9 protein-coding genes are annotated in these 14,356 nt (G+C 73.1%); 4 read left to right on the top strand and 5 right to left on the bottom strand.

Going from position 1 to position 14,356, the window contains the following annotated elements; translation table 11 throughout:
- The first annotated feature begins 176 nt into the window (after positions 1–176).
- Both ACLQ26_RS08150 and ACLQ26_RS08145 read left to right on the top strand, forming a co-directional pair.
- Positions 177–653 carry a hypothetical protein gene (locus ACLQ26_RS08150; protein WP_425743854.1) on the top strand — a complete coding sequence of 159 codons (477 nt, stop codon included), beginning with the start codon at positions 177–179 and terminating at the stop codon, positions 651–653.
- Positions 650–1,795 carry a M23 family metallopeptidase gene (locus tag ACLQ26_RS08145; protein ID WP_425743853.1) on the top strand — a complete coding sequence of 382 codons (1,146 nt, stop codon included), beginning with the start codon at positions 650–652 and terminating at the stop codon, positions 1,793–1,795. Before ACLQ26_RS08150 ends, ACLQ26_RS08145 begins: the two co-directional genes overlap by 4 nt.
- A gap of 51 nt (positions 1,796–1,846) precedes the next feature.
- Here the strand turns inward: ACLQ26_RS08145 and ACLQ26_RS08140 are convergent, their stop codons facing one another.
- Both ACLQ26_RS08140 and ACLQ26_RS08135 read right to left on the bottom strand, forming a co-directional pair.
- Complete coding sequence (locus ACLQ26_RS08140) at positions 1,847–2,560, bottom strand: sulfotransferase domain-containing protein (RefSeq protein WP_425743852.1); 714 nt, start codon at positions 2,558–2,560, stop codon at positions 1,847–1,849.
- A gap of 6 nt (positions 2,561–2,566) precedes the next feature.
- Positions 2,567–3,730 carry an acyl-CoA dehydrogenase family protein gene (locus ACLQ26_RS08135; protein ID WP_425743851.1) on the bottom strand — a complete coding sequence of 388 codons (1,164 nt, stop codon included), beginning with the start codon at positions 3,728–3,730 and terminating at the stop codon, positions 2,567–2,569.
- Between the two features lie 248 nt (positions 3,731–3,978).
- Here ACLQ26_RS08135 and ACLQ26_RS08130 point away from each other — a divergent pair, with 248 nt between their 5' ends.
- Both ACLQ26_RS08130 and ACLQ26_RS08125 read left to right on the top strand, forming a co-directional pair.
- A complete protein-coding gene (locus ACLQ26_RS08130; RefSeq protein ID WP_425743850.1) occupies positions 3,979–5,406 on the top strand; it encodes a UDP-glucose dehydrogenase family protein in 1,428 nt (475 codons plus the stop codon).
- A gap of 151 nt (positions 5,407–5,557) precedes the next feature.
- Positions 5,558–10,453, top strand: coding sequence for an SCO7613 C-terminal domain-containing membrane protein (locus ACLQ26_RS08125; protein WP_425743849.1), 4,896 nt, complete (start codon positions 5,558–5,560; stop codon positions 10,451–10,453).
- A gap of 10 nt (positions 10,454–10,463) precedes the next feature.
- Here ACLQ26_RS08125 and purE read toward each other — a convergent pair whose 3' ends face one another.
- The 3 genes from purE to ACLQ26_RS08110 form a co-directional block, all read right to left on the bottom strand.
- Positions 10,464–10,955, bottom strand: coding sequence for a 5-(carboxyamino)imidazole ribonucleotide mutase (gene purE / locus ACLQ26_RS08120; protein WP_425743848.1), 492 nt, complete (start codon positions 10,953–10,955; stop codon positions 10,464–10,466).
- Positions 10,956–10,987: 32 nt separating this feature from the next.
- Positions 10,988–12,163, bottom strand: a complete 1,176-nt coding sequence (locus tag ACLQ26_RS08115) for a 5-(carboxyamino)imidazole ribonucleotide synthase (RefSeq protein ID WP_425743847.1) — start codon at positions 12,161–12,163, stop codon at positions 10,988–10,990.
- A gap of 118 nt (positions 12,164–12,281) precedes the next feature.
- Complete coding sequence (locus ACLQ26_RS08110) at positions 12,282–14,318, bottom strand: thioredoxin domain-containing protein (protein ID WP_425743846.1); 2,037 nt, start codon at positions 14,316–14,318, stop codon at positions 12,282–12,284.
- Between the last annotated feature and the right edge of the window lie 38 nt (positions 14,319–14,356).

Below are 14,356 nucleotides of genomic sequence, written 5' to 3'. Positions count from 1 at the left end.
GTAACACTTCAATGCAAGTGGTCCGTCTATTGTGTTCTGACATGACGGGTCGTGGAATCTCGTGTGACGTCAGGGATCACCCACCTGCACGGAACGGTCCACATCCTCTCTCATTAATGCCAAATCGGGCGGAAACCACGAGTCGCACCCCACGCGGGGGATTCACCACCGGCGCGATGGCGCTCGCGTGCCTGACGGCGGGGTTGCTCGTCACCGCCGGCTGCACCCGCCCGCAGGTTCCGAGCCCGGCGGGCCGGCCACCCTCGTCAGCACCCGCCCCCGCATCGGCATCGGTCGACCCGCACGGCGAGGACGACTCTGCGGAGGGGCCCACCGCGGCACCGGGCCAGGCGGCCCCGGCCGCAGCCCGGTTCGCCAAGGCGTGGGCCCGGCCGCGGCTCAGCGCCGACACCTGGTGGAAGGAGATCGCCCCGCTCTGTGAGTCGGGCTTCGCCACGCAGCTTCGCACCGTCGACCCCGGCAACATCCCGGCCACCCGGATCACCGGGTCACCCCGCGTCGTCGCCGCGCCCGCCGACCGGTCCGCCCGGTACGCCGTACCCACCGACGCGGGCACCCTGCTCGTCACCGTGACCGACCTCGAAGGCACCTGGCTGGTCTCCGGCAACGACTTCGAACGGGCCGAGCGGTGAAGCGACAGGGGTCGACGGCACTGGCGGTCGCCGTCGTGGTGGTGCTGGTGCTTGCGGGTTGTCTGGTCGGGCTGCCGCTGCTGCTGCTCACCGGCACGGCGCAGGCAACCTGCCAGGGCGGGGGCGGCAATCCGGCGGTGGATGCGGAGCCGATTGGCAGGTGGGAGGGGTTCCAGGTCGCCCACGCCACCGCGATCGTGGCCGCCGGCCGACAACTGAACGTTCCGCCCCGAGGGCTGGTGATCGCCCTCGCCACCGCGATGCGGGAATCGTCGCTCAAGAACTACGCCAACTCGAAGGTGCCCGAGTCGCTCCGCATCCCGCACGACGCGGTCGGGCACGACCACGACAGCGTCGGCCTCTTCCAGCAGCGTCCACTCCCACCGGCGGGTGCGGGGAGCTGGGGCACCGTGCCGGAACTCATGACCCCCTCGATCAGCGCGCGGAAGTTCTACCGGGCCCTGCTCCGCGTGCCGGGGTGGGAGCAGATGCGGCTGACCGACGCGGCCCAGGCCGTACAGCGGTCCGGCTTGCCGGAGGCGTACCAGGAGTGGCAGGACGACGCCGAACAGCTGGCCGCGAAGATCCTCGGGCTGCCGAACATCGACGACGTCGGCGGCGGCGACCCGGTCGCACCCTGCGGCGCGGGGTCCTTCGAACCGGGTGAGGTCGGGCCCGGCGGCTGGATCCAACCCGTTCGCGACCCGATCGTCAGCCCGTTCGGCCAGCGGTCCGGCCGCCTACACGCCGGGGTCGACCTCAGCTCGGCCGATATCCGCGGCGATCCGATCTACGCCGCGTCCAGCGGGATCGTGATCCGGGTGCGGTGCAACTCCTCCATCGGCACCTGCGACCGCGACGGCGGCACGGGCGTCATGGGTTGTGGCTGGTACGTCGACATGCGGCACGCCGGCGGCATCGGCACCAGGTACTGCCACATGGGTCAACAGCCCTTCGTCAAGGTGGGGCAGGCCGTCCAGGCCGGGCAGCTGATCGGCGTGGTGGGCAGTTCCGGCCACTCCAGCGGCCCGCACCTGCACTTCCAGGTGCATCGCAACGTCGGCCCGGGAGACAGCCTCAGCAATGGCAACGCTGTCGACCCGGTGCCGTTCATGGCGTCCGTGGGAGCGCCGCTGGGCTGAGAACGGGTCGGGGACCGCCCGACGTACCGACCATCCGCCGGCGGCGGGCGCTCATCGTCCTGACGGATCGTCCGTCCTGGTCCCGTAACCGAGCAGTCGCATCGCGGCGACGTTGTCGGGCTGGGCCCAGAAGAGCCGGTGCAGCTCGTCGGGCAGTTCGTCGCGGTGGGTACCGGTGAGCCCTCTGCGGAAGAAGAGGTCGTCAGTCTGCTGAAGCTCGGCGAACGACGGGATCCGTGCGTCGGCGACGGGGCGGAGCTGAGGCACCAGCGTTGCCATGAGCCCCTCCACGGCAACTCTCGGCTCCTGGGCGAGTGCTTCGTACCGGAGCACTACGCGGTGCGGGCTCGGTGGCCGGAGCCAGCTCAGCACGTTGCGTCCCCAGCTACCCGTCCCGACCCTGTCCCGCCGGGTGATCATGGCGGTCAGCTCGGTCTCGAACCGCGTGGCGTCTGCCTCGCTGGCCATCCGCGCCCAGGAGACGAGCGCGTCGCGGCCGTCTCGGACGAGGCAGATGGCCTTGTCCGTCTCGTCAACCTGATCGTCGCGCTGCCGGTGCGTCTTGACCAGGTGCACCTCGTCGGACTTCCGCATGGCTTCGAGCGCTCCGGAGCGTTCGGTGAAACCGACCAGGTCGGCGCCCAGACGTTCGGCCACGCCATCGATGTCGTACACGACCGATGTCCGTACGCCGTACAGCCGGTTGAGGACGATCCGAAGAAAGGTGTTCCCCGACCGGGGAAACGAGGACACCCAGACAATCACGCTGGATCAATCCTTCAGGAGCTGCCGTGCCATCACGATGCGCTGCACCTGGTTGGTGCCCTCGTAGATCTGCGTGATCTTGGCGTCCCGCATCATCCGCTCGACCGGGTAGTCACGGGTGTAGCCGTAGCCGCCGAGTAACTGCACCGCGTCGGTGGTGATCTCCATGGCGGCGTCCGAGGCGAAGCACTTCGCCGCCGCGCCGAAGTAGGTCAGGTCGGCGTCGCCCCGCTCGGACTTGCCGGCGGCGGCGTACGTGAGCTGCCGGGCCGCCTCCAGCTTCATGCCCATGTCGGCGAGCATGAACTGGATGCCCTGGAACTCGGCGACCGCCTTGCCGAACTGGCGGCGCTCCGCGACGTACCCCTTGGCGTAGTCGAGCGCGCCCTGCGCGATCCCGACGGCCTGCGCGGCGATGGTGACCCGGGTGTGGTCCAGGGTCTTCATTGCCGTGGCGAAGCCGGTGCCCTCCGCGCCGATCATGCGGTCGGCGGGGATGCGGACGTTGTCCAGGTAGACCTCGCGGGTCGGCGAGCCCTTGATGCCGAGCTTCTTCTCCGGCGCGCCGAAGCTCACCCCGGCATCGGACTTCTCGACCACGAAGGCCGAGATGCCCCGGGAACGGGCGGCGGGGTCGGTGACGGCGAAGACGGTGTAGAACTCGGAGACGCCGGCGTTGGTGATCCAGCGCTTCACGCCGTTGAGCACCCAGTGATCCCCGTCACGCACCGCCCGGGTCGTCATCGACGCCGCGTCGCTGCCCGCCTCGGGCTCGGAGAGGCAGTACGAGAACATGGCGTCGCCCGCCGCGACCGGGGTCAGGTAGCGGCGCTTGATCTCCGCGGAGCCGGACAGGAGCAACGGCATCGTGCCGAGCTTGTTGACCGCCGGGATCAGCGACGAGGAGGCGCAGGCGCGCGCCACCTCCTCGATCACGATGGCGGTGGCCAGCGCGTCCGCGCCCGCGCCGCCGTACTCCTCGGGGATGTGCGGTGCATGGAAGTCGGCGGCCCGCAGCGCGTCGTAGGACGCCTTCGGGAACTCACCGGTCTCGTCGGCCTCGGCGGCGTGCGGCGCCACCTTGGCGGTACAGACCTCACGTACCGCCTCCCGGATCGCCTCGTGCTCCTCGGGCAACCGGTAGACGTCGAACGACTCCCCTGCGGCCATGTCGGCCCCTCCCCTTCACCGCTATCATGCGCAGTCTGTGGCCTCCCTGACCGCCGCCGCGCAGACTGAAGGATAGCGACTGCAGTTCAGGTGATGTTACCGGCGCGTAGGTATGGGCATGACGGAGCACCCGCGCCGCTGGGCGATGATGGAAGACAGACAGTGAGCCACCCCTCCGGTGCCCCGTCAGGCGCCGCGGCAGAATGCGACGCGACGACGCGCCGCCAGTGCGAGCGGAGAAGACAGGCGTGACGATCCCCTACCCCACTATCCAGCCGACCCCAGTCATCGCCGCGGTGACGCCGCCTTCGGGTGCGCCTCGGCCGCGGGTGACGTTCCTGGGGACCGGATACCTCGGTGCGACGTACGCCATCTGCTACGCGGAACTCGGGTACGAGGTGCTCGGGTTCGACGTCGACGCGGACAAGATCGCAATGCTGAACGCCGGCGAGGTGCCGATCCACGAGCCCGGCCTGGACGAGCTGCTCAAGCGCAACCTGGCCGCCGGCCGGTTGCGGTTCTCGACCGACATCGCCGAGACCGCCGAGTTCGGCGACGTGCACTTCATCTGCGTCGGCACCCCTCAGCGGGCCGACGGGATGGGTGCCGACCTGTCGTACGTCGAGGCGTCGGTGACCAGCCTGGCGCAGCACCTGAGCCGCAAGGCGTTGATCGTCGGCAAGTCCACCGTGCCGGTGGGCACCGCCGAGTGGGTCGAGCAGTTGGTCGGCAAGCACACCCCCGGCAACCTGGGGGTCGAGGTGGCGTGGAGCCCCGAGTTCCTCCAGGAGGGCTTCGCCGTCGACGACGTGCTGCGCCCCAACCGGATCGTGGTCGGCGTGAAGAGCGAGTGGGCCAACGGCATGCTCTACGCCGCGCACAAGGGCGTCTTCGACCTGGCCGCCACCGAGGACCGTGAGGTGCCCCTGGTGGTCACCGACTTCGCGACGGCCGAGCTGGTCAAGGTCGCGGCGAACGCGTTCCTGGCCACCAAGATCTCCTTCATCAACGCCATGGCCGAGGTCTGCGAGGCCAGCGGCGGCGACGTCACGCAGCTGGCCCGCGCGATCGGGTACGACCCCCGGATCGGCAACCGGTTCCTCCAGGCCGGGCTCGGCTTCGGTGGCGCCTGCCTGCCCAAGGACATCCGTGCCTTCCAGGCCCGCGCGCAGGAGCTGGGCGCGGGCGAGGCGCTGCGCTTCCTGCACGAGGTCGACCTGATCAACCTGCGCCGCCGGACCCGCGTACTCCAGCTCGCGGCGGACCTGCTCGGCAGGCGCTCCGGGCCGGCCGGCCCGGACCTCTCCGGCACCCGCATCGCCGTGCTGGGCGCCACCTTCAAGCCCAACACCGACGACGTCCGCGACGCCCCGGCGCTCGCCGTCGCCGCGCTGTTGCAGAAGGCCGGCGCCGACGTGCACGTGTACGACCCGCAGGGCGCCGAGAACGCCCGCCGCGCGGTGCCCGAGCTGACCTACGAAGCCGGCATCAACGAGGCCGTCGCCGAGGCCGACCTGGTCTGCGTCCTCACCGAGTGGGCGGACTTCCGCAACGCCGACCCGGTCGCCCTGGGTGAGCTTGTCGCCGGCCGCAAGGTCGTCGACGGGCGCAACTGCCTCGACTCGGCACTGTGGACGCAGGCCGGCTGGGAGTACCGGGGCATGGGCCGCCCCTGACGGTTCGCCACTCACCGGCCGGTCGCGAAACCCCCCTTCGCGGCCGGCCGGTGATGTTGTTTGCCACGGACCCGCCGACAAGTGTCGAAATCCGCGCCAGCTTTGGGCATGCTGCGACAGTGGGAGTCCACAGTGCGGGTGGAGGGGTGTCGTGGCGACCTTTCAATGCTCCTCGTGCGGCCGGGAGATCAAGCCGGCCGTGCGCTGCCCGCACTGCGGGGCTGACCAACCGCAGTGGCGTGATCACCTGGCGGACATCGAGCGCTCGATCGCGGAGATGAAGGCGCGCGACGCCGCCATCGCCAGCGAACAGCGGCAGATCGCCGCCAAGATGCAGGCCGCACTCTTCCAGCGGGACATCCTCGCCCACGCCGGTGAGGAGCGGACCAAGCAGGCCACCCGGCCCCGCCGGGTGCTGCGCCGCCGCCCCGGTCGCCGCCCGCCGACGGCCACCGCCGGCGCGCCCCCCCGGGTTCCGCGCCAGGGCACCCCGCCCGCACCGGAGGATCCGCCGCCTCCGCCCCCGGCGTCCTGGCTGGACGCCGACGACCCCGAGCACCCCCCGGAGGCGTCCTCCCGGGAGGTCCAGAACATCCCACTCGGACTGGGCGCGCTGCTGCTCGCCGTGGCCGCGGTGGTCTTCGCCGCGGTGGCGACCAGCTCGATGGACGCGCTGGCCCGCCTCGGTGTCCTGCTGGTCGCCACGGTGCTGATGCTGCTCGCGCCGCCGGCGCTGGCCCGGCGCGGGCTCACGTCCACCGCGGAGACGATCTCGGCGGTGGGCCTGCTGCTCGTGCCGCTGGCCGGGTACGCGCTGTGGGCCGTGGACCGGATCACCGACGACGGCACCTCCGGCGCCGTGTTCGCCGGGTTGATCTTCGGAGCTTCCGCTGCCGTGTCCGTCGGATACGCCGCCTGGACGGGGCTGCGCACACCCCGCTTCGCGACGGTGGTCGCCGCCCAGCCGGTGCTGCCGCTGCTCGCGTACGACCGGATCACCGGGCCGGGCGGCTGGGCGCTGGTGCTGACCATGGTGGCCCTCCTCGACCTGTGGCTGGCCCGCTCCCCGCTCGTGGTGGAGCGTCCCGTCCGCCACGACCTGCCCGGCCCGGCCAACCCGTCGGCGGCGCCCCGCCAACGCGACGCCGAGGCCCGACCGGAGGCCGACCCGGAGGAGGCCGGCGAACTGATCGACGCCGGGGCGGGCGCCGTCGACGCCCGGCCCGCCCGCCCGGTCCCCGGGCTGCGCGAGCTGACCTGGTCGCTGCACGCGGTGGCCGTCGCGGTCGCCCTGGCGTACGCGGTCACCGCCCTGCTGCGGGCGCAGACCGTGCCGACGGCCACCGGCGCCGGGCTGGTGCTCCTGCTGGCGGCCGCCGTCGGGCTGGCCGGCGCGCTGGTGCTGCGCCGCCCACCGCTGCCGGACGTGGCGGCCGGCATCGTGACCCTGGCCGTGATCGGCGCGTTCGGCCGGATCGCCTCCGTGGCGCTGCCCGGCCAGGCGTTGCTGCTGATCGCGGCGGTGATCACAGTGACCGGGCTGGCGGTACGCGCGATCCCCGAGACCGCCCGACGCGGCCCGCAGATCGCCTCGGCGGTCGCGCTCACCGTCAGCGGCCTGGTGGTCGCCGGAGGGGCACTACGCGCCGGGGTAGCCCCGGTCCGGGCCGCGCTACCCGCGTGGAGCGCCGACCTCGACGGGTACGCCGCCGAACTGGCAGCCGCCGTCGGCCCGACCACGTGGCAACTCGCCGCCGCGGCGTTCCTGCTCACCATCGCCGCGGTGCTGGCCCTGCCGCCGGAGATCCGCCGCGAGTTCGCGGTCGCCGGGGCCGCGCTGACCGCGCTCGCCGTACCGGCGTCGTTCGGCCTCGGCTGGGCGTCGGCGCCCTGGCCGATGGTGGTCACCGCGATCGGCATCGGGGTCATCGGCCTCTCCGCGCGCACCACCCGGGCCGCGCTGGCCCACGCCGTCGGCGCCGCCGTGGTGGGCCTGTTCGGCGCGGGCGCCGGCCTGTCCCGTCCCGCGCTCACGGCCGCGGTCCTGCTCACCCTCTTCGCGGCCGGCGCGCTTGTCGCGCTCGCTCCCCGGGTCCGGATCGCGTCGGCCGCCGCCGACACCGTCACGGACTGGGCCGCCGGAGGAGCGGCCTTCGCGCTGCCCGGGGCGGTGGCCGCCTTCGTGGCCGCCACCATGCCCGTCGATCCGACCCCCACCCCGGCCAGCCTCCGCGAGGCGACCGTCCCGGTGCTGGCGGCGAGCTTCCTGGCCGTCTGTGTGACCCTCGGGTACGCCGCAATGGTGCAGGTCTCCCAGCGGCGCATCCCCGCGCCGCTCTCGGTCGGCACCGGGCTGGGGGCACTGGTCGTCACCGCCGCCGCCTTCGGCGCACCCGGCGCGACGGTGGCCGACGCCTGGGTCGGTGCGCTGCTGCTGGTCGCCGCGGTGCTGCTCTTCCTGGCCCCGTCGATCGACGCTGGCCGCCGCTCCGACCTCACCCTGGACGGCTCGGACCTGGCCGCCGCGGCGGTCACCACCGCCCTGATCGCCACGATGGTGCGGATCGCCGCGGTCCTCGTCCCGGGTGGGCAACTGGCCGTGGCCGCCGGCCTGGTCCTGGTGGTGGCCGTGGGCGCCCGCGCCATGCCCGAGGAGTGGCGACGCGGCCCGATCCTCGGCATCGCCGTCGGCGGCCTGCTCATCGGGGTACTCGCCGGTTGGACGGCGCTGCGTGGAGGGGTCGGTGTGCTGGCCACCCCCGGGCCGATCTGGGACGGCGACCTGAGCGGCTGGCCGGCCGCGCCGACCGGCGGCGCGACCTGGCAGGCACCGATCGCGCTGGTGCTGCTGGCCATCGCCGCCGGTGTCCTGCTCCCGCCGCCCTGGCGGTGGGACGCGTCCGGGGTGGCAGTGGTGCTCGCCACGATCGGCGCGCCGGCCGCGTTCGACCTGCCCTGGTGGTCGCCGGTGCTCGTCGGAGCCACGGTCGCCACCGTCTACGGCATGGCGGCGGTGGCCAGCGAGGAGGCCCGAGCCGGGCTGTCCCGGGCCACCGTGGCCGGGGTGGTCGCGCTGCACGGGGCCGGCGCCGGCCTGGTCCGCCCGTGGACCACCGCGCTGGCGCTGGGCAGCATCGCGCTGATCGGCATCGTCGTGGCCACGCTTGCGCGCGTCCTGGCCCGGCCGCAGGTGGCCGACCTGGAGACCGAGGGCATGCCGCCGCACCTCGTGCAGATCGGTGGCGCGGCTGCCGGTGCCGCGCTGCTCGCGCTGCCCGGCGCGGTGGCGGCGCTGGCCGTCGAGTTCCAGCACTCGGCACAGGTGGTACTGACCGCCGCGCTGGCCGCGTCCAGCCTCGGTCTGGCCGGCGTCGCCGCCGTACGCCGGCAGGTTCCGCAGTACCTGCCCTGGGTCAGCGTTGCCGTGGTCGGCGGCGCCAGCATCAGCGCGCTCGCCGCCATTCCCACCGGCCTCCCCGCCGGGGTGTACGCGGCCGCCGCCGCCCTGCTCGGCGTCCTCGCCGAGCTGATCCGCGCGGCGACCGTACCGCCCACCGGTTCCGCCCAGCCGGTCCGCCGCTGGGCGGTGCTCCTCGACGGTGCGCTGCGGCGACTACCGGACGACCCGGACCGGCGACGGTGGCGGGTCAGCCCTTCCGCCGGCGCGCTCGCGGCCGCCGCGCTGCCGACCGCCCTGGCGGTCGCGTCGATCACGCCCGCCCTGATCGTCGCCCTCGTCGAGCCGCACCGCACGTTGAGCCGCATCTGGCAGGGCCCACCGCCGGAGCTGCTCACCCCGCCGCCGGACGTGGTCAACCCGACCCACGTGCTGACCGCCCTGCTGCTCACCGCGACGGCAGCCCTGGCCGCCACCGGGTTCAGCGGCGGCCGGCGGTCCCGCGCCGTACCTGTGGTGCTGCCCGGCGCTGCCGTCACACTGCTGATCGCGCCCCTCGCGCTGGGTCGGGGTTGGCCCGCGAGTACCGTCGCCGCCCTGTCCGTCTTCACCATCGCGATGCTCGGCCTCGCGCTGACCCCGCCGCCACCGCTCGTCGAGCCGGCCCGTTCCCTGCGGCTGGCCCGGGTGCTCGTGTTCGCCATCGGTCTGGCCGGCGGCAGCGCCGGCCTGTCCGGCAGTCTGGCCGTCCGGGACCTGACCCTGTTCACCCTCGGCAGCGCCGTCGGCGTGGGCGCTGTCGCGGCGCTGTTCGGCGTCACGCAGCGGGCACGCATCCTCGGCTGGCTCTTCGCGTCGCTGATGGCTCAGCTCTTCGTGCTCACCGCGGGTCTGGTCGCCGGACTGGCGGCGGTCTGGTCCGCGTTCGGCGTGCTCGCGGTCGGCGCCGTGCTCCAGGTGCTCGCCGCGACCCTGCCCCGGCTGCGTCGCCCCGAGGCGCAACGCGAGGCGTCCACCGTGGAGTGGAGCGGGTACGCGGCGGCCCTGATCGCGCTGGCGCTCGCCTTCGACTCCCCCCGGCACATCGCCGCCCTGCTCGCCGCCTGGGGAGCGGTCCTCGGCGTGGCGGCGACCCGCCCCGGCCGGCAGCCGGTGGAACGCCGGATCCTCTTCTGGGCTGTGGTGTTCTGCGAGATCACCGCCTGGTGGATCCTGATGCGCGTCGCCGACGTGGCGCTGCCCGAGGCGTACACGCTGCCGTTCGCCGCGCTGGCCCTGCTGGTAGGCGTTCTCGAACTGCGCCACCGACCGGATCTGAGCAGTTGGGTGGCGTACGGGCCGGCGCTCGTCGCCGCGTTCGTGCCGACGCTGGCGATCGTGCTGGCCACCGATTCCAGCACGCTGCGGCAGATGCTTCTGCTGCTCGGCGCGGTGGCGGTGCTGATCTTCGGTTCGTCGAGCCGGCAGCAGGCCCCGGTGATCGTCGGCGCGTCCGTCACCGCCATCGCCGCCATCCACGCGCTGTTCAGCCTCGGCCCGTGGCTGGCGCTGATCCCCGTGGGGCTCCTGCTGCTCGTCCTCGGAGCCAGCAACGAGCGCCGCCGCCGCGCCCAGGAACGCCTCCAGACCGCGCTACGCGGCATGAGATGAAACCGGAGGGTCAGGGGAGGGAGGCCTGGAGGGCCGTGTCCTTGCTCTTGATGAGCTGTTCCAGCTCCTGCTGGTAGGTCGCCATCCGGGCGCGCAGGGTCTCGTCGGAGGCGCCGAGGATCCGGACGGCCAACAGGCCGGCGTTGCGGGCGTTGCCGATCGACACGGTGGCCACCGGAATCCCCGCCGGCATCTGCACGATGGACAGCAGCGAATCCATGCCGTCGAGGTGCTTCAGCGGCACCGGCACGCCGATCACCGGCAGCGGGGTCACCGAGGCGACCATGCCCGGCAGTGCGGCCGCACCACCGGCGCCTGCGATGATCACCTTGAGCCCACGGTCGACGGCGTCGCGACCGTAGTCGATCATTGCGACCGGGGTCCGGTGTGCCGAGATGACCCGCACCTCGTAGGACACCTCGAAATCGTCGAGCACCTCGGCGGCGGCCCGCATGGTGGGCCAGTCCGAGTCACTGCCCATGATCAGCCCAACCGTGCTCACTGCGGCCCTCTCGTCGTTTTCGAAACCGTGGCTCACTCGTGCCCCGCGCGCAGCCAGCGTGCGGCTCGCGCGGCGCGCGCCCGTACGTCGTCCAGGTCGTCGCCGAGCACCGTGACGTGCCCGATCTTGCGGCCGGGGCGTACCTGCTTGCCGTAGAGGTGCACCTTGGCGCCCGGCTCGGCGGCGAAGAGGTGGTGCAGCCGCTCGTCGATCGAGATGCCGCCCGGCTCACCGCCGAGGACGTTCGCCATCACGACCACCGGCGCGGTCAGCGCGGTGTCACCCATCGGGTAGTCCAGCACCGCCCGCAGGTGCTGCTCGAACTGGGAGGTACGAGCGCCCTCGATGGTCCAGTGCCCCGAGTTGTGCGGGCGCATCGCCAGCTCGTTGACCACGATCGCCGGCCGACCCGCGTCGTCGCGTACCTCGAACAGCTCCACGGCGAGCAGGCCGATCACGCCGAGCGCGGTGGCCAGGTCGATGGCGAGCTGCTGGGCGGTGACGGCCAGCTCCTCGTCCAGGCCGGGCGCCGGGGCCAGCACCTCGACGTTGATGCCGTCGCGCTGGACCGTCTCGACGACCGGGTACGCGGCCACCTGCCCGAACGGCGAGCGGGCCACCTGCACGGCGAGCTCGCGACGCAGCGGCACCCGCTCCTCGACGATCAGCCGGGTGCCGCCTGCGAGCAGCGTGGTCGCCAGCTCGGTGGCCTGGGTGGCGTCGTCCACCATCCAGACGCCCCGACCGTCGTAGCCGCCCCGGGCCGCCTTGAGCACCACCGGCCAGCCGACCTGCTCGCCGAAGCCGACCAGGTCGGCGGGCTCACCGACCGGCCGCCACGCCGGGTTGGGCGCGCCCAGCTCGGTGAGGCGTTCCCGCATGACCTGCTTGTCCTGGGCGTGCAGCAGCGCGTCCGCCGGCGGGTACAGGGTCACCCCCTCGGCCGCCAGGGTGCGGATGTGCTCGGACGGCACGTGCTCGTGGTCGAAGGTGACCACGTCACAGCCCTTGGCGAAGGTGCGCAGGGCGGCCAGGTCGCTGTGGTCGCCGTACTGGACGTCGGCGGCGACCAGGGCCGCGCCGTCGTCGGGGGCGCTCGCGAGCACACGCAGTGACTGACCGAGGGCGATCGCGGCCTGGTGGGTCATCCGGGCCAACTGGCCGCCACCCACCATGCCGACAACGGGGAGACCGGTACGGGAATCCATAGCGCGGCCAGCCTATCCGGGCGGCCGACGTCACGATCCGGAGGGCCGGTGACCCACCCCGGTAGCGCCGGACGGGCCGCCCGGGTGCGGGATACCGGCGACTACCGGGTGCTACGGCTCACCCCAGCTCGGCGACCAGCTCGTCGACCGAGGTGACGGGCCGCCGGCAGACGAAACCCCGGCAGACGTACGCGGCGGAGCGTCCGTCGACAAGCGGCCGGTCGGCGAGCAACGGCACCCCGGGCTGGTCCGGGCGACCGGCGACCACCACCGCTCCGGGCGGGGCGTGCCGCCGGGCCGCGGCCACCAGCGGGTCGCCGGCCGGGTCGTCGGTCGCCACAGCGATCTCGTACGGCCCGGAGAGCAGCGCCTCGCCGACCATGGCCGCGTACCCGGCGAACCGGGCGTGCCGCCCGACGATGGGTGCCACTGTGGCGAGCGCGGCCTCGGCGGCCTCCCGGTAGCGCGTCTCCCCGGTCAGCGCCGTGTACGACACGAGGCCGGCGATCAGGGCGGACCGACCCGAGGGGGTGGCGTTGTCGGTCGGATCGGCCGGCCGGGCCACCAACTGCTCGGCGTCGTCGGCAGTGTCGTAGTAGGCGCCTCCGGGCGCGGCGAAGTGCTCCAGCGCGGTGTCCAGCAGCTGACCGGCAAGTGTGAGCCAGCGGCCCTCGCCGGTGAGCTGGTGCAGCGCGCAGAACGCCTCGGCCACGCAGCCGTAGTCCTCCAGCACCCCGGCCGGCTCGCCGACCCTGCCGTCGCGCGAGACCCGCCGCAGCCGGCCGTCGACCAGGTGCACGGTGGCCAGGAGCTCGGCGGCGTCGCGCATCGCACCGTCGGCGACGATTGTGACGCCCTCCATCAGGTTGGCGTCCTCGTCCTGCGGCGACGCGTACAGCGCGGCGACCTGGAGGAACTCGGCGATCGCGGTGATCGCCAGCCCGTTCCAGGCGGCCACCACCTTGTCGTCGCGGGCCGGCTGGGGTCGGGTGTCGCGGGTCGCGAGCAACTGCCCGACCACCCGCTGCCAGCGGGCCCGGACCTCGGGCGCGACGTCGTCGACGTCCCGGGCGAGCCGCAGCACGCTCATCCCGTGCTCAAAGGTGCCCTCGGCGGTGACAGTGAACAGGTCGGCGGCGAAGCGGCCGTCGTCCTCCCCGAGCGCTTCGACGAGTTGGGCGGGTGTCCACGCGTAGGTGAGCCCCTCGACGCCCTCGGTGTCGGCGTCCAGCGCGGACGCGAAGCCCTCCCCAGGCCGGTGCAGCTCGTCGGCGAGGAACCGGGCCGTGTCCCGGGCGACCCGACGGGCCAGCGGGTCGCCGGTCAGCCGCCAGAGCTGCGTGTAGACGCGCAGCAGCAGCGCGTTGTCGTAGAGCATCTTCTCGAAGTGCGGCACCGTCCAGTGCGCGTCCACGGAGTAGCGGGCGAAGCCGCCGGCGAGCTGGTCGTAGATGCCGCCCCGAGCCATCGCCTCGGCGGTGTGCCGGACGATCTCCAGGCTGCGCGGGTCGCCGGTGCGCTGCTGGTGACGCAGCAGGAAGAGCAGGTTCATGTGCGGCGGAAACTTCGGGGCGCCCCCGAAACCGCCGTTCGTCTCGTCGTACCCACTGGCGAGGTTGCCGGCCGCGGCATCGAGCAACGGGCCGTCCAGCGGCGCGGTGGGGCCGCCCACGGCCTGCGCGCCGCCGATCGCCTCGACCACTGCGGCGCCCTGGCGCAGCACCTCCGCGCGCTGGTCCTTCCAGGCGGTGGTGACCGATTGGAGCAACCGGGTGAAGTTGGCGCGCGGGAAGTAGGTGCCGCAGAAGAACGGGGTGCCGTCCGGGGTGGCGAAGACAGTCATCGGCCAGCCGCCCTGACCTGTCATCGCCTGGGTGGCGGTCATGTAGACGGCGTCGACGTCCGGGCGCTCCTCACGGTCCACCTTGATCGACACGAAGTTGTCGTTGAGCAGGGCGCCGACCTGCTCGTTCTCGAACGACTCATGCGCCATCACATGGCACCAGTGGCAGGCCGCGTAGCCCACCGAGATGAGCACCGGGACGTCCCGCCGCTTCGCCTCGGCGAACGCCTCGTCCGACCAGGGCCACCAGTCGACCGGGTTGTCGGCGTGCTGGAGCAGGTACGGGCTGGTCGCGCTGGCCAGTCGATTCACCCGACGACCATAACCTCCCGTACGCGGGTGAGCGGGTC

This window comes from Micromonospora sp. DT43 (assembly GCF_049841645.1).
Lineage (GTDB): Bacteria > Actinomycetota > Actinomycetes > Mycobacteriales > Micromonosporaceae > Micromonospora.
This window is presented reverse-complemented; position numbering and strand designations above follow the sequence as displayed.